This is a genomic window from Veillonella sp. AF13-2, from assembly GCF_003603295.1.
In the GTDB taxonomy this organism is placed as follows: Bacteria; Bacillota; Negativicutes; order Veillonellales; family Veillonellaceae; genus Veillonella; species Veillonella parvula_E.
Map to the genome: position 1 here is coordinate 59,208 of NZ_QTMT01000005.1, position 19,181 is coordinate 78,388.

The window sequence follows — 19,181 nt, forward strand, 5'->3', positions numbered from 1 at the left end:
ACTACAAACTATAACCTTTTATTATAATGTATCACTGATTTTTTTGAAAGCTTCATCAGCAACTGCTAATGTACGTTCCACTTCACTGCTCTTATGGCAGATAGATACGAAGTTACTTTCATAAGGACTTGGCGCATAGTAGATACCATGGCTCAAGTTATGATGGAAGAACATTTTAAATTGTTCTTCGTTGCAAGATGCTGCATCATCAAAGTTCTTAACTGGTTTGTCAGTAAAGAAGATGGTGAACATAGAGCCTACTCGTTGCACAACAACAGGCACATTGTATTGTGCCGCCAATCTTTCAAAGCCTTCGCAAAGGGCAATCGTCGTATCTTCTACTTGTTTAAACACCGTTGGATCCCGTTGCAGAATGGAAAGTGTTGCCAAACCAGAAGTAACAGCAATAGGGTTACCACTCAATGTACCAGCTTGGTAAATAGGACCAGCTGGAGCAATTTGGTTCATAATCTCACGAGAGCCACCGAATACAGCAAGTGGCATGCCACCACCAACGATTTTACCAAGGCATGTAAGGTCCGGTTTAATATTGTAGCGTTTTTGAGCACCACCGCTGCTAGCGCGGAAGCCACACATAACTTCGTCAAAGATCAGTATAGCACCGTGAGCCTTAGTTACTTCTCGCAAGGTTTCGAGGAAACCTGGTACTGGAGGTACGCAGCCCATGTTACCAGCTACAGGTTCTACGATGATTGCCGCAATAGTATCACCCATATCGTCGAATAATTTACGAACCGCATCAGAGTCATTGTATGGCAATGTTATGGTATTTTCTGCTACGCCTTGTGGAACGCCAGGGCTATCTGGTACACCAAAGGTAGCAAGGCCAGAGCCAGCTTTTACCAAGAGAGCATCGCTATGACCATGGTAACAGCCTACAAATTTCACGATGCGATCACGACCAGTATAGCCACGAGCAACGCGCAAGGCACTCATGGTAGCCTCTGTACCAGAGTTTACGAGGCGGATAACCTCCATGGATGGCATGAAGGCTTGTATCTTTTTAGCCAATTCTGTTTCTAGTAATGTAGGCGCACCATAGCTAGTACCGCGAGGAATAGCCTCTTGTAGGCTCGCGATAACCTCTGGGTTCGCATGGCCCAAGATCATAGGGCCCCAGCTCAATACATAGTCGATGTATTCGTTATTATCGATGTCATAAATACGGCTGCCGCTGGCACTGCTGATAAACGGAGGGTTAGATCCTACACTACGGTAGGAACGAACAGGACTATTTACGCCGCCAGGCATATAACGTTTAGCCTCGTTAAAGGCCTTTTCAGATTTACCGAGTTGGAACATAGTTCCTCCTTATTGTTGTAACCATTTAGCAATATCTAAGGCATGGTACGTAATGATGATTTTAGCACCAGCGCGCTTCATGGAAAGCATTGTTTCCATAACGAGGCGTTCTTCATCGATAAGACCAGCCACTGCGGCGGATTTAACCATCGCATACTCACCAGATACATTGTATACCGCAACCGGCAATTCATAGCGGTCACGCGTTTCACGAACAATGTCCAAGTAGGACAATGCCGGTTTAATCATGATAATATCCGCACCTTCAGCGATATCGAGTTCAATTTCTCTGAAAGCTTCCAAGCGATTGGCTGGATCCATTTGATAAGATTTACGGTCACCAAATTTTGGCGCAGAATTAACAGCACCGCGGAACGGACCATAGTAAGCAGATGCGTATTTTGCCGCATAGCTCATAATAGATACATTGGTATAACCAGCCGCATCAAGGGCTTCACGAATAGCACCTACACGGCCGTCCATCATATCGGATGGAGCCACCATATGTGCACCTGCTTCCGCTTGGCTCACCGCTACTTTACAAAGTAATGGCAATGTTTCATCGTTCAAGATTTCATGGTCATCAATCATGCCACAATGCCCTGTTGTAGTATATTGACACAAGCATACATCAGCTACGACCAATAGGTTTGGCACCGCTGCACGGATGGCTTTGATAGCTTGTTGTACTGGTTGGGACATATCCCATGCAGAGGAACCTTGCTCATCTTTATATGTAGGAATACCAAAGATTTCTACACCACGCACACCAAGATCATACGCCTCTTGCGCTACTTTCACAGCCTCATCAACAGACAAATGATATTGCCCTGGCAATGTGTCGATTTCTTTTTTGATACCTTCACCAGGCACAATAAATAATGGATAAATCAAATCAGTTACGTCGAGTGTCGTTTCGCGTACCAAATCTCGCATTTCTGGATTGATACGCAAGCGGCGAGGACGGTATGTTAAATCGTACATGTAATCCTCCTAAATGTCTTTTACAATAGCGTTTACTAAGCCATCAGTTGTATATACATCACTAATGATAGCCGGTTTAAGGCCTGCACTCATAGCAGTAGCAGCCGTAATTGGACCGATGCAAGCCACTTTAGTATTGCCTAATAGCTCTAGTGCATTGTCGCCCAATAATTGGATTGTATTTGTTACAGTAGAAGAACTTGTGAAGGTAATGTAATCTACATTGCCTTCTGTTAAGGCTGTTACTAATGCTTCTTGTTGAGATGTATCTTGTGTCGTTTCATACAAACGCAAGATATCTACATTCATATTGCGGTGACGCAAGCAACGTGGAATCACATCGCGTGCAACCTTTGGTTGAATCAATAATATGGAATCCCCTGCATTGAGTTCTTCTTCAAGAGCCTCTACAGCAGATTCAGCCTTGTAATCTACAGGAATGATATCCGGTACGATGCCATACTTATGAAGTTCACGAGCCGTAGCACAGCCGATAGCCGCCACTTTAGAGTTGCCTAACGCACGTGTATCTTTGCCTTCTTTATATAGAGCATCAAAGAAGTAGCGAACCCCTTCACCAGATGTGAATACGATGCATTGGTATTCTTTTGTATTGTTAATGATGCGTTTATCTTCCTCAAACAATTCCAATGGAGATGTTTTAATTGCTGCTGCTTCCACTACATTAGCACCTTGAGCCGCTAATTTTTCGCGGAATGCACTTGCTTGGGAGCGAGCGCGTGTGACTACGACAGTTTTCCCGAATAAAGGTTTATTATCGAACCATTGTAATTTTTCACGAAGGTTGACTACATCACCTACTACGATGATAGCTGGTGCTTTCAATTTAGCCTTTGCTACATCTTCAACGACATGTTCAAGGGTGGAAACCAATACCTCTTGTACTGTTTTTGTTCCCCACCGAACAAGCGCTACAGGTGTAGAAGCTGCCCGGCCATGAGCCATCAACTTTTCGGCAATGACAGGCAAGTTGCCGACACCCATTACAAAGCAAAGTGTATCTACCGCCGTAGCAAGGCCTTCCCAATGAATGCCAGATACTGCTTTTGTAGGATCCTCATGACCTGTTACCACCGCAAAGGATGTGGCCATAGCTCGTTGCGTTACAGGAATACCCGCATAAGCAGGCGCTGCGATTGGAGATGTTACGCCTGGCACGAATTCAAAAGGTACACCTGCTTCGCCAAGAGCCATCGCTTCTTCACCACCGCGACCAAATACGAGCGGATCACCGCCTTTTAATCGCGCTACAATTTTGCCTTCTTTACCCTTTTGAACTAAAAGCTCATTGATTTCCCATTGATGCATTGTGTGATCTTTACATTGCTTACCAGCGTAAATCAATTCAGCATCTGGACGTGCCCATTCTAACAGATGAGCATCCGCTAAATAATCATATACAATTACATCTGCCTTTTCGATGCATTCACGACCTTTTACAGTGATAAGTTTAACATCGCCAGGGCCCGCACCAATTAGATATACCATACCTGTCATTTTATGATTCCTTCCTCTATGAGAGCATCCACAATGCGTTTGCCCCCTTCTTCGTATAAAGCTTTTGCAAGGTTTTTCCCAAGAATTTCACCTTTTTTAGCAGGGCCAGAGATTTCCCCTTCGTACACAGTTTTTCCATCGAGGGATGCAATCATGGCTTTCAAGGTTAATTGTCCTTTATTGATGGTACCATGCACGCCCATTGGCACTTGACAACCACCATTTAATTGACGCAAGAAACTGCGCTCCCCTTCAACGGCATAACGCGTTGCTTCATCGTTGATAGGATCCAACATGTCAAGCATTTCCGTATCGTCGGCACGACACTCAATAGCGAGTGCCCCTTGTCCAACGGCAGGAATCATTTCGTCGGCCTTGAAGACTTGTGTAATTTGGTCTTCTAAACCCAATCGCTTAAGGCCTGCTTGAGCCAAGATAACACCGTCTAGCTTTTCCGTTTCAATTTTGCTCAATCGAGTTTGTACATTACCACGAATAACCTCTACCTTTAGATCAGGTCGGACATGTAATAGCTGTGCTTGCCTGCGTAAACTACTGGTACCAACGCGAGCGCCTTGTGGCAATTTGTCCAGTGTTTTATACACGGGACTCACTAGTGCATCATAAGGCACTTCACGAGCGGAAATGGCACCAAGAGTAAGGCCTTCTGGCAACTCTGTAGGCATATCCTTTAAGCTATGTACGGCGATGTCGATGTCGCCTGCATGCATAGCCGCTTCTAATTCAGCAGTAAATAAACCTTTACCACCAACTTGAGCCAGTGGTTTCTCTAAGATACGGTCACCTTTTGTATTAAAGTGAACCAGCTCTACCGTAATATTTGGGTACAGACGTTGTAATTCTGCACTAATATGTTCAGCCTGCCACAGGGCAAGGGCACTTTTTCGCGTGCCGATTCGAATATGATCTCTCATGGCATTAGCCTTCTTTCTCAAGATTAAACATATCTTTGAATAAATCCCAGTACAAGCCCTCTTCCTCTGTACCAGCGATTTCGTTGAAGTGAATCATCGGTTCACGCAACATTTTGCGAATAATCATGCGACTCATAGAGTCCATAATGCGGCGCTCCTTATCGGAAATATCTGGCAATTTAGCTAATGCGCGATGTAACTCACGACGGCGAATCCGTTCTGCCTTTTCTGTGAGCAATGCCATCATCGGACGCACTGTTAAATAGCTCAATTTATCCAACAACTCTTCAATAGCGTCATGAATAATAGGCTCTGCACGACGAGCTTCCTCTTCACGCTGCGCCTTATTTTCTTCTACTACACTTTCAAGAGAATCAATATTAAATAGATAAATACCGTCCAAATCTGCCACCGCAGGGTCGATATCACGAGGTACCGCAATATCAATCATAACGATGGGTTCACCCTTGCGAAGAGTCGTAATTTTCTTCGCTTCTTTTTCAGTAATAATATAATGCGGTGCCCCTGTAGATGTGATAAGAATATCCGCATCTTTAGCATAGTCTACAAAGTTATCGAGCTTAACAGCTTTACCATTAAAGCGTTCCGCTAACATTTCAGCCTTAGCAAAGGTTCTATTAGATACGAAAATCGTTTTTACACCCTTCGCTTGTAAATGAGTAGCTGTCAATTCACTCATCGTACCAGCACCCAAAATAAGTACTGTAGCTTCGGATAATGGCTTATCTAAACTGTCCTCCGCAAGATTGACCGCCGTGTAACTAACAGATACAGGCGTATTAGCAATGCCCGTATTAGTACGTACCTTTTTACCAACGCTAATAGCCCGTTGGAATAAAATATTAAAAATTGTTCCCGTACAGCCTGCGCTATAAGCCTGAATATAAGCCCCTTTTAATTGGCTCAAGATTTGACCTTCCCCCAACACAAGGGAATCAAGGCTAGCAGACACACGGAATAGATGTTCAATACAATCTCGCTCTTCGTAGAAGAAGAATGCATCTGCATCGATATGATCTGCTCCTTTTAAATCTTTTAACACTGCCAACATGTAATCCTTCGGGAATTCTACACCTTCTAAAGCAGCATAAATTTCCGTTCTATTACAGGTGGATAATATAACGCATTCTGAGATACAGTCAAATTCATAGAGGCGGTTTAGTGCGGCAACTACCTCGTCTTTATCAAACGAGAAACGTTCACGCACCTCTACAGCGGCACTTCTATGATTTAGACCTAATACCACTAATTGCATGGTTCAGTTTCTCCTCTATAATCATCCACTCTCCCTTGAGAATGGCTTCAAATGTTTCTACCGTCAGATTGTCTCGCCAAAATTTCTGTCGAGCCTCTGGAGTAGGAAGTAGTAACTTTACTTCTTCTCTAAATATTTTAAGTCTAGGCATAGCCTTTTGCAACTGACCATAACGATTCATCATATCTTGTCGTACGAGACGATTGATACGAGGTCCTACATTATTGGCACTAATAGCAATATGAAGATCGCCGAGTTCAAGGGATGACGGCACAGTAAAGCTACACGCGCTCGGATCATCACTGCGGTTGGTCCACACACGATGTTTTTTTCCTAGCTCATACAAGGTATCGTTTAGTTCATGATTATCTGTGCAGATAAACAGCAAACTACTCGAAATAATATGCTCTTCGTCGTCCATTGTGAAAGCTCGATTACACCAAGTGATACGATTTTCTTTTGCCCATTGGCCAATCCGATCCGTTACAGCAGGAGCGATAACTATAATTTGGCAAACCTCCTCAATAAAAAGCTGCATCCGTCGTTCCGCTACTTCTCCGCCGCCTACGAATAGGATTATATCTTCAGTTGTAGGTTGAAATGTTATGGATACCATGGCTGTCCTACTATATACAAAAAAATCGGCTTGATGGTCAAGCCGATTTTCAACTGCCTACATAAATCGTTTCAGGTATACGCCGATACGCCCTTTACGAGAGGTACCTGTAATAGCTTCTACCTTCATTCGGCCACGACCACGCATGGAAATGACATCCCCTTCTTTAACCTCTTGGGATGCCCCCTTAGCTGGTTGCCAGTTTACTTGTAATAAGCCCGCATTGATAGCACTCACCAATTTAGTGCGAGATACACTAAATCCAGAGCTTGCTACCGCATCTAAGCGCAAGGAAGCGACTGTAGTGCGGACTTCTTTAATTTTTTCTTCTTTTGGTGCAATATCTGATAACTCAATAGCCTCTACAGATACAGAAACCATAGCAATTTTCGTAAAGTTTTGAATTACGAAATCAGCCACGCTTTCATCCACCATAATCTGAGCGCCCCCTTGCTGGACGATAACGTCCCCAAATTTGGAGCGATCAATGCCTAGGCCCATTAAGGAGCCAAGCACATCGCGATGAGTGAGCAATCGGAACCGAGGGTCCCAATTCACCTTAAGGGCGCGAATGCCCATATCCACAGTACCGTTAAAGTCGCTGTCTACGAAAGCGATACGAATGCGTTCCGCCCCTTCATAGCCACCATCAGTTTTAACTGTTAACTGTGGGTAATTAGCCTTGATAGCATCTGCAATAACAAGGCCTGCAGGACTCGTAAAGTCCGCCACACGATAGGGACGACCTTTTACAACCTGCTCAGCCAAATCTAGCATGCGACGAGCTTCCTCGCCACTGCCACTGGCCTCGAAATATCGTATTAATTTACTAGTATCTGCCAAAATTATTTCCCCAACTCATTCGACCGAGCAAGACATGCTACTACGCCCTCTTGGAGAGCACTGCGAAGTCCACCTTTTTCCATAGCACCAATACCAGCAATGGTAGTGCCACCAGGGCTTGTCACTTGATCTCGTAGTACCGCTGGATGATTGCCACTTTCAAGAGCCATCTTACCTGCACCGTACATCGTTTGAGCCGCCGCCTTTATGGCCAACTGACGTGGTAAACCAATGCGAACGCCCGCATCAGCTAAAGCATCAAGGATGACAAACATATAGCCAGGCCCCGCACCAGATAACGCTCCTAAGCGATCTAAATCGGCTTCGCTCACCACTGCTACCTCGCCTACAGCCGCAAACAAGGCTTGTACAGCACGACCTAGGTCCGTATTCACATCATCCCCGGCGAGTGCCGTCATGCCAGCACCGATAGAAGCCGGTGTATTTGGCATAGCTCTAAACCAGTTAGCTTGTGGAATTGCCGCATCAAGAGTATCTAAGGTTATACCTGCGGCAACGGAAATCATAACAGTCCCATAAGGCACTTCTTTCAACGACTCTAATACAGATGGTAACACTTGTGGTTTTACAGCCAATAGAATAGTGTTGTACTCGTTTACATTAGGCAATGTAGTAAAACCTACTACACCAAGCTCCTCTGTAAGAGCCTTACATTGTTCTTCGCGACGCACTAGAATGTGTGTATCACATGCTTTCAAAACACCATGCTGTAATGCACCGCGCAATAGAGCGCCCCCCATTGAGCCAACGCCTATACATAGGGTTTTACCTAACATAGTTATCACCACCATTTATAGAGAGATTATTTATTTTCCCAAGAGTATTCGTTTTGCTCAGTTGTGTTACTTTCATTGTCATTATAATCAATGGAAATATTTACAGGTACACACATGAAAATGTCTTTACCTACTTTTTCCAATTTGCCATCCAATGCATAGGTCGCACCAGATACGAAATCTACAATACGAGCTGCTTCATGAGGGTCTGTATTTTCAAAATTAATCAATACAGGACGCATGTCGCGCAATTGATGTGTAATATTTTCAGAGTCTTCAAATACTTTTGGTTCAATTACAACTACTTTCATAGCTGTTGGACGTTGTGTCATCGTAGATTGGCCTCCTACCTTGCGTGGATGAAATTCAGATGCGCCGGACACGGGAGCCGCTGTTGCTACTGGGGTAGGTTCAGCTTCGTATTCCTCTTCATCTTCGTATTCGTAATCATCATATTCATAGTCATCATCAGTTCTGCCTAAGAATAAGTTTTTTGCTTTGTCTAAATAATCTCCCAATGCCATTTGGATTTCCTCCTAATACAATTAACGCTTCCGATTATCAGGTAACCCGAACCTTAATAATATACACGTTCCCCAAAAATTGCTGTGCCTACACGAACGATGTTAGCCCCTTCTTCCAAAGCGACCTCAAAGTCGTGAGTCATCCCCATAGATAAATATTGAATCTGACCTTCTTCAAAGTAGCGCTTCATATCCTCAAACAAGGCATTCGCTACGCGGAAGATTGGACGAGCTTCCTGTGGATCATCGAAAAATGGTGCCATACACATCAAGCCCCTTACGCGTACATGAGGCAATGTTTTTGCATAGTCTCGTATTTCTGGAAACTCTTCAACGGTCATCCCCGTTTTAGAAGCTTCGCGGGCCACATTGACTTGCAGTAATACATCTTGTATCTTGTCGTGCTTTGCAGCAACCTTTTCGATTTCATCTAATAATTTACGGCTGTCTACAGAATGAATTAAATCAAACATAGGGACCGCTTGGCGCACCTTATTGACCTGTAAATGACCAATCAAATGCCATGTTAATTGCGGCCCCTTATAGGTTAGCTGTTTTTCTTTGGCCTCTTGTACTCGATTTTCCCCTACATGAGTGACACCGAGCCGTGCGACCTCTTCCACAGCCGACACAGGGTGGTTCTTTGTAACCGCCACTAATAATGCTGTATCTACGCGACCAACACGCGCCATAGCATCGGCCATGCGCTGCTGTATAGCGTGTAGGGATTCTTCAATCACGTGAATGCCCCCTTCAATCTATATATCATAATCATCAAATATATTTGTATAGACTATTTTATTATATAGTATTTAGGGGCAAATGTACATGATTTAGGGCTTATTCCCTCCACAAATCAAAGCATGTATATACTTAAAATATCATACTTTATTATGATTCCTGTGAAAGTCGAATTTTATCGGTCTTGTAACATCGCAAATAAGGCCATGCGACCTGTTAGACCTGCCTCTCGACGATAGGAATAACAGTCTACTTCATTTACACTATCGGTACCACCAATCGTGATATTCTCTGAAGGAACGCCATTTACAACGAGATCCTCACCAATAAAGTTCCATAAATTGATATAAGCCTTATCTAATTTATCACCAGGATAATTGACAACATCAGATGAATCTCTGTCTGTCATATCTCTCCAGGCTAATTCAAAGCGTTTACCTAGTTCTATATCTACTTCAAAGGACTCTGGTCCAATACTAGGCCCAAGATATATATAGCAATCTTTGAACTCGGTCCCATAAGCCTCTTTCATGGCCTCAATAGTAAGTACTGGTAAGCGGCCAATGGCACCACGCCAACCTGCATGTGCCGTTGCAATCGCATGATGTTTGGCATCGTAAATGCCTACGCCAACGCAATCTGCAGTGAACAGAAATAATGGCACATGAGGTAGATTTGTAAATACCGCATCACAATCATCGATGGCCGTATCTTCTCCAAAAGCACCGGAACCAACGAGGTCCTCAGTAATCTCAACAGCCTTCAGACCATGGACTTGATTGCCACAAGAAATACGATTGGGGTCTACACCTAAATGGTCAGCAACAATAGCCCGATTTGCTCGTACATTCTGAGTTTCATCGCCTACATGAAAGGCTAGATTTAATGACTCATAAGGCGCACTAGATACACCTCCATGACGATACGTATCTCCCATACTAATAGGGAATTGATCAGCCCAACTCGGGGCCTCATAAGACCACGTTCCATGGGGCCCTTTCACATCTATACGCTTTACCGATTGATTCATCAATTCCTCCTATTTACAAACACCGCATCGTTTACACCCTTGTGTGCATGGCGGTGTATACGCTTCATCGATGGATCGTTTCCATTCCATTTCGAGATAGCCCTCGTCCATACCCATATCTAAATGGCTCCACGGCAAGAATTCATCAAAACTGCGTTCGCGATAATTCATATCGTCCATATCTAAGCCAGCCGCCTTCATTTCAGACTTAAAAGATTTACTACCTCGATTGGCTGCACACGCTGCAATAACAGCACCTAAACGACGATCTCCACGAGCAAGAACCCCTTGAATATATGCCTCTTTAGGAGACTCTACGAGAACCTCAATACGGCGATTCTTTTGCAACGCTTTTTTTATATATTGTAATTTTTTCTCCACCGTTTTTTGATTATCCATGGCCATCCATTGAAATGGTGTAAAAGGCTTAGGAATAAACGGATTAATACTGAGCGTCAAACGACCTTTACAGCCTACCTCAGCCATATGAGCCTGCGTTCTCTCCGCAAGACCTACAATAGCCTCAATATCTTCATCGGTTTCCGTTGGCAGTCCAATCATTATATACAAGCGCATATGCTGAATACCTGACTTTGCAGATAAGGTGGCTGCATTTTGTAAATGCTCTTCACTGATACCCTTGTTAATGACGCGACGCAACCGTTCACTACCCGTTTCTGGGGCAATGGTAATCGTCTTTTGTCCACTATCCGCTAGTCCATCCACCACGGCTTGTGTTAACGAGTCAGCACGCAAGGATGCACAAGAGTAACGCATATCTTTAGAGCGAATATAATTAACTAGCTCATCTACCTCGGGATAATCCGAAATAGCAGCACCCATGAGTCCCACCTTTTTGCCTAGCTTTTCTGCGCGTTCTACGCCTTCTTTCAAAATATCTAATGGACGTACACGAGGTACGCGGAAGCAATACCCAGCCATACAGAATCGGCAATGCCGACCACATCCACGGGCTACTTCGATGATATACATGGCACCAAACTCAGTATAATTCGTAGCTACTACCGTTTCACCACCGCTGGTGAGCATTTCAAAGTGACGTTTAATCCTCTTAGGTACGCCCTCTGTAATATCATAGCCTTTGAATTTACCGTCTTCACTATAAATGGGCACATACAAGGATGGGACATATACGCCCGATATATCCGCTAACTGACGTAAAATAGCATGGCGATCTAGCCCCTCCATTTTCCCATCTCGAATAATATCGAGGACATGGCTCACAAGGCCTTCCCCTTCACCGATAATGAAAGCATCGATAAAATCAGCAAAAGGCTCTGGGTTGAACGTCGCACAAGGACCGCCCGCAATAACGATAGGATCAAACTCTGTACGGTCTTTTCCCATAATGGGTACGCGACCATGACGCAACATCACTGGAATATGGAAATAATCCATTTCAAAGGTTACATCAAAGGCTACTACATCAAATTGATGCATAGGCCGCTGTGTTTCAACACTCATGAGTGGAGTCTTAGTCTTGTCGTATGCTTCTAACTCCTTTTTCTCTGGCAAGAAAATACGTTCACATACGCTATCATTTCGTAAGTTAATTTCCTCATAAATGATATGAAGTCCAAGATTACTCATGCCTACAAAATATGTATTTGGATATACGATAGCTATCTTTTGCGCCGCATGAGGATTTACTGTTACCCGACTGTCTTCATCTTTATATAATTCTTGTAATCGATCAATTAAATCTTTACGATTCACTAATTTCCTTTCTATATAAACCCACTACGAATAGTGGGCTTAATAAAAACTAAATACTATATACCTATTGTTAAAATGTTAATAGATGTATTAGCTTCATATTACAAGCTACAACTTAAGGCTTTAATTTGCTCTTAGTCTTATTTTTTATTGAGCTAACTAAATTAGGTTTCTCTCTTTTATCGTAAGGATATACAACAACTTTACCATCTTTATATTCAGCAATATATATGTCCTTAACAGAGTATCCATGAGATTGAACTTCTTGTTCAAGCCACGCTCTATCTTTTTCAATTACATCGAGGGTAAATTGATTAATTTGTCCATCATCGATAAGATCAAATCGGATATTATCTTCACCAAATTGAACCACGTTGAGCTGACCGTTTTGCTCCAATACGGCACGCTTAACATCCGTAACATATTGAACACCTGCAGCGCGAAGTTTTAATTTAAGTTCAGCCGCTTGTATACCATAACGCATACATTCTTCTGTTAGAATATGACCTTTTTCGATTACTATAACTGGATGACCATCAAGAATTGCTTTAAAAATACGAAGATTCCCTTTTAAAAACTTAAGCGTCATTACCAAAATAGTCCACAAAATAAGGACTAACATAAATTGTAAAATGCCAATTTGATCATTGTAAATAATGGCACCGATAATACCACCAAGTACGTAGTTTTGCAATTGGTCTAAAGCAGAGGTTGGGGCTAAATTGCCCTTTCCCATTAAATTGATTTGTAAGATAATCGCCAAGAGACCGATGGCGAGTTTTGCAAAGACCATCCCATAGACGGCCATAGCTTCTGTCATATGTGGGCCTCCTTATTGTAATGCATCCTCTTTATCGTGAATTCGATCTATAGGGCTTACCTTATAAACACGTGTAATCGTATAGGTTGAAAATTCTGGATTAAATTGAACCTCATAGTAAGCGTCACTTACTTTTAAAATCATACCATTACGAATCTTTAAGGAGTTAACCGCCAATTGGTCACTCGGCACAGAACGATCCGAGCTGAAAGAATGTAAAAATTGAGCCATACGAGAGGAGTCCTCAGAATAGGTTTTCATCCGATTATACTCTTGGTATTCAAGCCCTAAGAAGAACACTACGATTAAAGACAATATAATCATCAGGTCACGATAGCGACTAGTAAAACCATTTCGCAATACTTGTACTCCCAAAATGAGCAATGCTAACAGAACAGCTACAATTATAATAAAGCCCCAAGTTTGACCTATTACAGCCTGACTTTCAACATAGGCTAATGTGTAAAAATCCATGCTACACTCCTTTCAAATATTACTTTTTATTATACCATATTTGATTCCAATATTTTCGATGTAATCGTCAAGATGGCCCAAAATAATGTAAGAAAAGATAAAAAATAGCGACCCCTTACGGGGTCGCTTTTAATAAGCATATAATCTCACAAAAGATTACCTAAATAATACTCTTATTTTAACCAGCTCATCAAGTTGCGAAGTTCTGCGCCAACTGGTTCAATTGGATGATTAGCAGCTGCTTCGCGATGTTCTTTAAGGAATTTTTGACCATTTTTGGAATCTGCTAAGAATTCATCAGCAAATTTACCAGATTGAATATCCGCCAAGATTTGTTCCATAGCTTTTTTAGTATCTGCAGTGATTACGCGAGGACCTGCATGGTAATCGCCGTATTCAGCAGTGTTGGAGATGGAGTGGCGCATTTTTTGGAAGCCACCTTCGTAGATAAGATCTACGATTAATTTCATTTCATGCAAGCATTCGAAGTAAGCGTTAACAGGTTCATAACCAGCTTCAGTTAATACTTCAAAGCCAGTTTTAATCAACTCAGTAACACCACCGCACAATACAGCTTGTTCACCAAAGAGGTCAGTTTCAGTTTCGGATTTGAAGTTAGTTTCCAAAATACCAGAACGGCCACCACCGATACCAGAAGCCCATGCTAATGCTACTTCTTCAGTATCGCCAGATGGGTCTTTTTCTACAGCGTACAAACAAGGAACGCCGGAACCTTCTTGGTATGTACGACGAACTAAATGACCAGGACCTTTAGGAGCTACCATGAATACATTGATGTCTTCACGAGGTACGATTTTACCAAAGTGAATGTTAAAGCCATGAGCGAATGCCAAGTACGCACCTTGTTTCAAGTTTGGAGCAATATCTTGTGCATATACGTCTGCTTGCAATTCGTCTGGAATCAATACCATAACGATATCAGCGCCTTTAACGGCTTCTGCAGTTTCTTTTACTGTAAGACCTGCTTCTTCAGCAGCTTTCCAGCTAGAAGAACCACCGCGAAGCCCAATTGTTACGTCCATACCATTTTCTTTCAAGTTCAATGCATGAGCATGACCTTGGGAACCGTAACCTAACACTGTAATTTTTTTGCCTTCCAATTTGCTTAAATTACAATCTGCATCATAATAAACTGTAGTACCTAAAATTTTACCTGCCATATTAGACAACCTCCAAACATATTCAATAGAATATAGATTATATATACTGTACACAATCTAACAAATTTTTGCAAGATGTGGCGTACATTAATTTAGTATCAGTAAGCCAAGTTTTAAGCCTCTGATAAAGAAATTTGATAACTACCGAACCATCACCCATGGACGATCATCTTTCCATACAACTTGTACGGAAAGTCCAAAGACATCAGATAAAATATCATCAGTTAGTACCTTGTGTTTAGGCCCTGCATGAATCATCTTACCCTCTCGCAAGATAGCTACATGAGTAATAAACGATAGTATCTCTTCAATTTGATGTGACACATAGATAATCGGTGTCTGCTGCTCAGCTACCAAAGTGGATACGGTGCGTAAAAACTGCTCCCTCGCTGGTAAGTCCAAACCAGAGCAAGGCTCATCCAAAATCAATAATTCTGGATTTGCCATAATAGACCTCGCTAACAATATCCGCCGCTGTTCGCCAGCAGATAAGGTGCGAAAACGATGACCTTCCAAATAGTCTAGTCCAAATTCAGATAATAATTGCATACCTCGTTGGCGCACCTCAGGTGCTACCTCTTGGTATATACCAATACTACTAAATGCACCAGAAATAACGATATCTTCAACGACTTGTTTATCCAAGGTTGACTGAAATTGTCCAAGCGCAGAGCTAACAAATCCTAGTCTAGCCTTGATTTTGGGCCACGCATATTTACCAAATTCCTTGCCAAACACACGTAAAGTACCCGTTGTGGGAATTTGATAAGCAGGTATCATGCTGAGTAGCGTTGATTTACCAGCCCCATTAAGCCCTAATAAGGCCCAATGTTCACCGTTCTCTATATGCCAATTTACATTATCTAAAATAGGTCTACCATCACGGCGAAAGCAAACATTTTCATAATGGAGTAATTCACGCCCCACGTTATCAGCTCCTACATTTTTTCTCCGCGACTCATAGCGGTGATACCTGTTTTGGCAATTTCAAGAATACCATAAGTTTCCATAATTTGAATGAAGCCACGTAATTTTTCTACACTGCCAATGACTTCAATGATCATAGATGTAGGAGAAATATCTAACACATTACCACGATATACATCGGCAATCTGTACAATTTGTGATCTTGTAGAAGCAGATGCTTTTACCTTGATAAGCATTAACTCACGGCATACCACATCATGATCTTCAAACACTTTAACCTTAACAACATCGATAAGCTTGTAGATTTGTTTTTGCACTTGATCGAGAATTCGGTCATCGGCCTCTACAGTAATAGTAATACGTGCATAACCTGGCTGATTTGTAATGCCAGATGTCATTTTTGTAACGTTAAAGCCACGACGGTTAAAGAGTGCCAAAATACGTGTACCAATACCCGGTGCATTTTTTGCAATGATTAAGACTTGATGTTCTTTCGCCATTATAGCACCCCTTTCTTACCCATCATACCGCTTATCGTGCCGCCTGCTGGGATCATTGGCAATACATTATCCTCTCGTTCAACGCGACAATCCAAGACAATGCTTTCATCCGATGTAATGTATGATTTAAATTCTTTGTTGAAAGTTTCAACATTATCTAGACGAGCTGCTTTTAGGTCAAATGCATCTGCGAGTTTCACGAAGTTCGGACTCACTTCTAAGTCCACATAGGAGTAGCGTCTATCATTGAAGATTTCTTGCCATTGACGAACCATACCAAGATAGCCGTTGTTAATAATAACAATCTTGATTGGCAAATTATATTGGCGAACCATCATGAGCTCTTCACAAGTCATTTGGAACCCGCCATCACCGACAACAAGGATAACTTGTTTCTTAGGCGCCCCTACTTGAGCCCCAATAGCCGCCGGCAAACCATACCCCATGGTACCCGCACCGCCAGAGGTAACGATAGTATGAGGTTTTTTATGAGTTAAGAATTGAGCCGCCCACATTTGATGTTGACCGACATCACTTACGATTATGGCATCTTCCTTGGCAATCTTATTAAGCTCAGACAACACATATTGTGCATGCAATACACCATTTTTCGATTCAGGAATCACCATAGGGTATTCCGTTTGCCATTCTCGAATTTGCTCAAGCCACGCTTCATGCGTTGTAGGTTCTACAAGAGCATTAAGCTCCGTTAATACCTGTTTTAGATCCCCTACGATAGGCACATTGATTGTAACATTCTTATCAATTTCAGCTGGGTCAATATCGATATGGATAATTTTAGCTTTTTTACAGAAGAAATCTGGATGGCCTGTGATGCGGTCATGGAAACGAATCCCTGCAGCAATCACGAGATCTGCCTCATCTGTACTATTATTAGCTGCAACAGAACCGTGCATACCAACCATACCAAGAGCCAACTCGTGATCTCCTGGGAAGCCACCAAGACCAACTAATGTATTCGTCACCGGGATTTGAGCCTTTTCAGCTAATTCTTTAAGCTCATCCATAGCACCAGACTTTAATACACCTGCCCCAGCAATGATAAGTGGGCGCTTTGCATTTTTGATGAGAGTAGCTGCTTTTTTGATTTGACCTTGATGACCTTTATAGGTTGGATCATAGCCTTCAAGATGAATAGGTACTTCGTACAATTTGTTGTATTCCGCCATGGATATTTTTTCTGTTTGAATATCCTTCGGAATATCGATAAGTACAGGGCCTGGGCGACCTGTACCAGCAATAAAATACGCCTCTTTAATGATGCGAGGCAAATCATGAATATCTTGAACAAGATAGTTATGCTTGGTTATAGGCATCGTAATACCTTGGATATCCGCCTCTTGAAAGGAGTCCTTACCGATAAAGGGCCGTCCAACCTGACCAGTAATGGCCACCATAGGTACGGAATCCATGTACGCAGTCATAATACCTGTCACAAGATTCGTTGCGCCAGGACCAGACGTAGCAAGACATACACCTACGCGACCAGATACGCGAGCATAGCCATCTGCCGCATGTGCAGCACCTTGTTCATGACGGACGAAGTAATGTTTAATTTCAGGGAAGCTATATATTTCATCATAAATTGGAATTACCGCACCACCTGGATAACCGAACATATCGGTTACACCAAGGCGATGCAAAGTTTCAAGGACAATGCGTGCCCCATTGATTGTTTCTGCGCTCATAGGAACCCTTTCACCCAGCTATTCAGATAAAATCTCGCTGGAATTTAATCGTTTAATAATGTAACCATTATGTTTGAAAGTATCAATAATGTGTTGGATATGCTCTTCACCATTTGTTTCTACCGTTACTTGCAATTCCACTTCATGGAAACGGTCAAGGTTTTTGAACTGATTATGGTCAAGTTTAATAACATTTGCATCTGCATCGGCTAACATTTTAGATACAGCCACTAACTGGCCTGGTTTATCAGGAAGATTAACGGAGAAGGTAAAGATACGACCACGCAATACGAGACCTTTATTAATCATGGACGATATAGTAAGTACGTCGATATTACCACCGCTGACGATAGCTACCACCTTTTTATCGCGGCACTCTAATTTCTTAAGACCAGCGAGTGGTAAAATACCGGAATTTTCGGCTACTAACTTATGTTTTTCAACAAGCAATAAAAATGCTTCCATCAATTCATAATCAGAAACGGTAATAATTTCATCTACATATTGTTTGATATATTCTAATGTAGTTTCCCCAATTTGGCGTACTGCCGTACCATCTGCAATCGTCGCCACTTCATCGAGAGGTACAGGATGATCAGCCTTTAAGGCAGCTAGGGCACTCGCTGCACCTTCTGGTTCTACACCGATAATCTTAACGCGCGGATTTTTTAATTTCGCAGCAGCAGCAATACCAGATACGATACCACCGCCCCCAACAGGAACGAGCAAAATATCCGCATCAGGTAATTCATCAAGAACCTCAAGGGCAATAGTACCTTGCCCTTCGATGACATCTTCATCATTAAACGGATGAACGAACACATAGCCATGCTCTTTCTGCAACTCCATCGCCTTTTGATAGGCTTCGTCATAAATCTCGCCAAATAGTACAACATCTGCACCGTATTGTTTTGTAGCATTCACCTTGATAAGAGGGGTATGTTTCGGCATGACAATAGTCGCTTTAATGCCAAGGCGTTTCGCAGCAAGGGCCACGCCTTGTGCATGATTACCGGCAGACGCAGCGATAACACCGCGCGCCTTTTCTTCTTCTGTCAGCTTTGCAATTTTATTATAAGCTCCACGAACCTTAAAAGAGCCTGTTATTTGCAAGTTTTCTGGCTTGATGTATACATCATTGCCACACTCGTCAGAAAACACATCACTATGAAGTAACTTCGTTTTCACAGTGATTGTGCTTAATCGCTCACGAGCCTCCATAAAATCATATAATTTATACATATAC

Annotated in this window: 19 protein-coding genes; all 19 read right to left on the reverse strand. The window is 42.5% G+C overall.

Features of this window, described 5'->3' with window-relative positions; genetic code table 11:
- Positions 1–21: 21 nt before the first annotated feature.
- The 19 genes from hemL to ilvA all read right to left on the reverse strand — a co-directional run bounded on the left by hemL (position 22) and on the right by ilvA (position 19,177).
- Positions 22–1,323 (reverse strand): glutamate-1-semialdehyde 2,1-aminomutase, encoded by a 1,302-nt coding sequence (hemL, locus tag DWV85_RS08815; protein WP_123138539.1) that lies wholly within the window; start codon positions 1,321–1,323, stop codon positions 22–24.
- Between the two features lie 9 nt (positions 1,324–1,332).
- Positions 1,333–2,307, reverse strand: coding sequence for a porphobilinogen synthase (gene hemB / locus DWV85_RS08820; RefSeq protein WP_123138540.1), 975 nt, complete (start codon positions 2,305–2,307; stop codon positions 1,333–1,335).
- 9 nt (positions 2,308–2,316) lie between these two features.
- Positions 2,317–3,825 (reverse strand): uroporphyrinogen-III C-methyltransferase, encoded by a 1,509-nt coding sequence (gene cobA, locus DWV85_RS08825; RefSeq protein ID WP_123138541.1) that lies wholly within the window; start codon positions 3,823–3,825, stop codon positions 2,317–2,319.
- The gene (gene hemC / locus DWV85_RS08830; protein ID WP_123138542.1) at positions 3,822–4,760 is read right to left on the reverse strand and encodes a hydroxymethylbilane synthase; all 939 of its coding nucleotides are present in this window, start codon (positions 4,758–4,760) and stop codon (positions 3,822–3,824) included. Before hemC ends, cobA begins: the two co-directional genes overlap by 4 nt.
- A gap of 4 nt (positions 4,761–4,764) precedes the next feature.
- Complete coding sequence (hemA, locus tag DWV85_RS08835) at positions 4,765–6,036, reverse strand: glutamyl-tRNA reductase (RefSeq protein WP_123138543.1); 1,272 nt, start codon at positions 6,034–6,036, stop codon at positions 4,765–4,767.
- Positions 6,005–6,652, reverse strand: coding sequence for a bifunctional precorrin-2 dehydrogenase/sirohydrochlorin ferrochelatase (locus DWV85_RS08840; protein ID WP_024061809.1), 648 nt, complete (start codon positions 6,650–6,652; stop codon positions 6,005–6,007). The genes hemA and DWV85_RS08840 overlap by 32 nt, the downstream gene beginning before the upstream one ends.
- A gap of 57 nt (positions 6,653–6,709) precedes the next feature.
- The gene (locus DWV85_RS08845; RefSeq protein ID WP_004695229.1) at positions 6,710–7,495 is read right to left on the reverse strand and encodes a YlmH/Sll1252 family protein; all 786 of its coding nucleotides are present in this window, start codon (positions 7,493–7,495) and stop codon (positions 6,710–6,712) included.
- A 2-nt stretch (positions 7,496–7,497) separates the two neighbouring features.
- Positions 7,498–8,292 (reverse strand): pyrroline-5-carboxylate reductase, encoded by a 795-nt coding sequence (proC, locus tag DWV85_RS08850; RefSeq protein ID WP_165851652.1) that lies wholly within the window; start codon positions 8,290–8,292, stop codon positions 7,498–7,500.
- Between the two features lie 26 nt (positions 8,293–8,318).
- A complete protein-coding gene (gene sepF / locus DWV85_RS08855; protein ID WP_004695224.1) occupies positions 8,319–8,816 on the reverse strand; it encodes a cell division protein SepF in 498 nt (165 codons plus the stop codon).
- A gap of 53 nt (positions 8,817–8,869) precedes the next feature.
- On the reverse strand, positions 8,870–9,556 hold the full coding sequence (locus DWV85_RS08860; RefSeq protein ID WP_004695221.1) for a YggS family pyridoxal phosphate-dependent enzyme: 687 nt from the start codon (positions 9,554–9,556) through the stop codon (positions 8,870–8,872).
- Between the two features lie 176 nt (positions 9,557–9,732).
- The gene (locus DWV85_RS08865; protein ID WP_123138545.1) at positions 9,733–10,587 is read right to left on the reverse strand and encodes a polyphenol oxidase family protein; all 855 of its coding nucleotides are present in this window, start codon (positions 10,585–10,587) and stop codon (positions 9,733–9,735) included.
- 9 nt (positions 10,588–10,596) lie between these two features.
- The gene (locus tag DWV85_RS08870) at positions 10,597–12,324 is read right to left on the reverse strand and encodes a TIGR03960 family B12-binding radical SAM protein (protein ID WP_123138546.1); all 1,728 of its coding nucleotides are present in this window, start codon (positions 12,322–12,324) and stop codon (positions 10,597–10,599) included.
- A 115-nt stretch (positions 12,325–12,439) separates the two neighbouring features.
- Positions 12,440–13,144 carry a DUF421 domain-containing protein gene (locus DWV85_RS08875; RefSeq protein ID WP_123138547.1) on the reverse strand — a complete coding sequence of 235 codons (705 nt, stop codon included), beginning with the start codon at positions 13,142–13,144 and terminating at the stop codon, positions 12,440–12,442.
- Positions 13,145–13,156: 12 nt separating this feature from the next.
- Positions 13,157–13,618, reverse strand: a complete 462-nt coding sequence (locus tag DWV85_RS08880; protein ID WP_008602566.1) for a DUF3290 family protein — start codon at positions 13,616–13,618, stop codon at positions 13,157–13,159.
- 173 nt (positions 13,619–13,791) lie between these two features.
- Positions 13,792–14,799: a ketol-acid reductoisomerase gene (gene ilvC, locus DWV85_RS08885; protein WP_004695212.1), complete on the reverse strand. Its 1,008-nt coding sequence runs from the start codon at positions 14,797–14,799 to the stop codon at positions 13,792–13,794.
- Between the two features lie 141 nt (positions 14,800–14,940).
- Complete coding sequence (locus tag DWV85_RS08890; protein ID WP_123138548.1) at positions 14,941–15,726, reverse strand: ABC transporter ATP-binding protein; 786 nt, start codon at positions 15,724–15,726, stop codon at positions 14,941–14,943.
- Between the two features lie 11 nt (positions 15,727–15,737).
- Entirely contained in the window at positions 15,738–16,226 is a 489-nt protein-coding gene (ilvN, locus tag DWV85_RS08895; RefSeq protein ID WP_004695208.1) for an acetolactate synthase small subunit, read from the reverse strand.
- A complete protein-coding gene (gene ilvB / locus DWV85_RS08900) occupies positions 16,226–17,935 on the reverse strand; it encodes a biosynthetic-type acetolactate synthase large subunit (protein WP_123138549.1) in 1,710 nt (569 codons plus the stop codon). The genes ilvN and ilvB overlap by 1 nt, the downstream gene beginning before the upstream one ends.
- 18 nt (positions 17,936–17,953) lie before the next feature.
- Positions 17,954–19,177, reverse strand: coding sequence for a threonine ammonia-lyase (ilvA, locus tag DWV85_RS08905; protein ID WP_123138550.1), 1,224 nt, complete (start codon positions 19,175–19,177; stop codon positions 17,954–17,956).
- Between the last annotated feature and the right edge of the window lie 4 nt (positions 19,178–19,181).

What these genes read in the sequence shown, in the direction of transcription:
- ilvC (WP_004695212.1), bottom strand. Translation starts at nt 14,799, where the DNA reads ATGGCAGGTAAAATTTTAGGTACTACAGTTTATTATGATGCAGATTGT.
- hemB (WP_123138540.1), bottom strand. Translation starts at nt 2,307, where the DNA reads ATGTACGATTTAACATACCGTCCTCGCCGCTTGCGTATCAATCCAGAA.
- cobA (WP_123138541.1), bottom strand. Translation starts at nt 3,825, where the DNA reads ATGACAGGTATGGTATATCTAATTGGTGCGGGCCCTGGCGATGTTAAA.
- ilvA (WP_123138550.1), bottom strand. Translation starts at nt 19,177, where the DNA reads ATGTATAAATTATATGATTTTATGGAGGCTCGTGAGCGATTAAGCACA.
- hemC (WP_123138542.1), bottom strand. Translation starts at nt 4,760, where the DNA reads ATGAGAGATCATATTCGAATCGGCACGCGAAAAAGTGCCCTTGCCCTG.
- DWV85_RS08880 (WP_008602566.1), bottom strand. Translation starts at nt 13,618, where the DNA reads ATGGATTTTTACACATTAGCCTATGTTGAAAGTCAGGCTGTAATAGGT.
- DWV85_RS08865 (WP_123138545.1), bottom strand. Translation starts at nt 10,587, where the DNA reads ATGAATCAATCGGTAAAGCGTATAGATGTGAAAGGGCCCCATGGAACG.
- hemL (WP_123138539.1), bottom strand. Translation starts at nt 1,323, where the DNA reads ATGTTCCAACTCGGTAAATCTGAAAAGGCCTTTAACGAGGCTAAACGT.
- proC (WP_165851652.1), bottom strand. Translation starts at nt 8,292, where the DNA reads ATGTTAGGTAAAACCCTATGTATAGGCGTTGGCTCAATGGGGGGCGCT.
- ilvB (WP_123138549.1), bottom strand. Translation starts at nt 17,935, where the DNA reads ATGAGCGCAGAAACAATCAATGGGGCACGCATTGTCCTTGAAACTTTG.
- hemA (WP_123138543.1), bottom strand. Translation starts at nt 6,036, where the DNA reads ATGCAATTAGTGGTATTAGGTCTAAATCATAGAAGTGCCGCTGTAGAG.
- ilvN (WP_004695208.1), bottom strand. Translation starts at nt 16,226, where the DNA reads ATGGCGAAAGAACATCAAGTCTTAATCATTGCAAAAAATGCACCGGGT.
- sepF (WP_004695224.1), bottom strand. Translation starts at nt 8,816, where the DNA reads ATGGCATTGGGAGATTATTTAGACAAAGCAAAAAACTTATTCTTAGGC.
- DWV85_RS08875 (WP_123138547.1), bottom strand. Translation starts at nt 13,144, where the DNA reads ATGACAGAAGCTATGGCCGTCTATGGGATGGTCTTTGCAAAACTCGCC.
- DWV85_RS08840 (WP_024061809.1), bottom strand. Translation starts at nt 6,652, where the DNA reads ATGGTATCCATAACATTTCAACCTACAACTGAAGATATAATCCTATTC.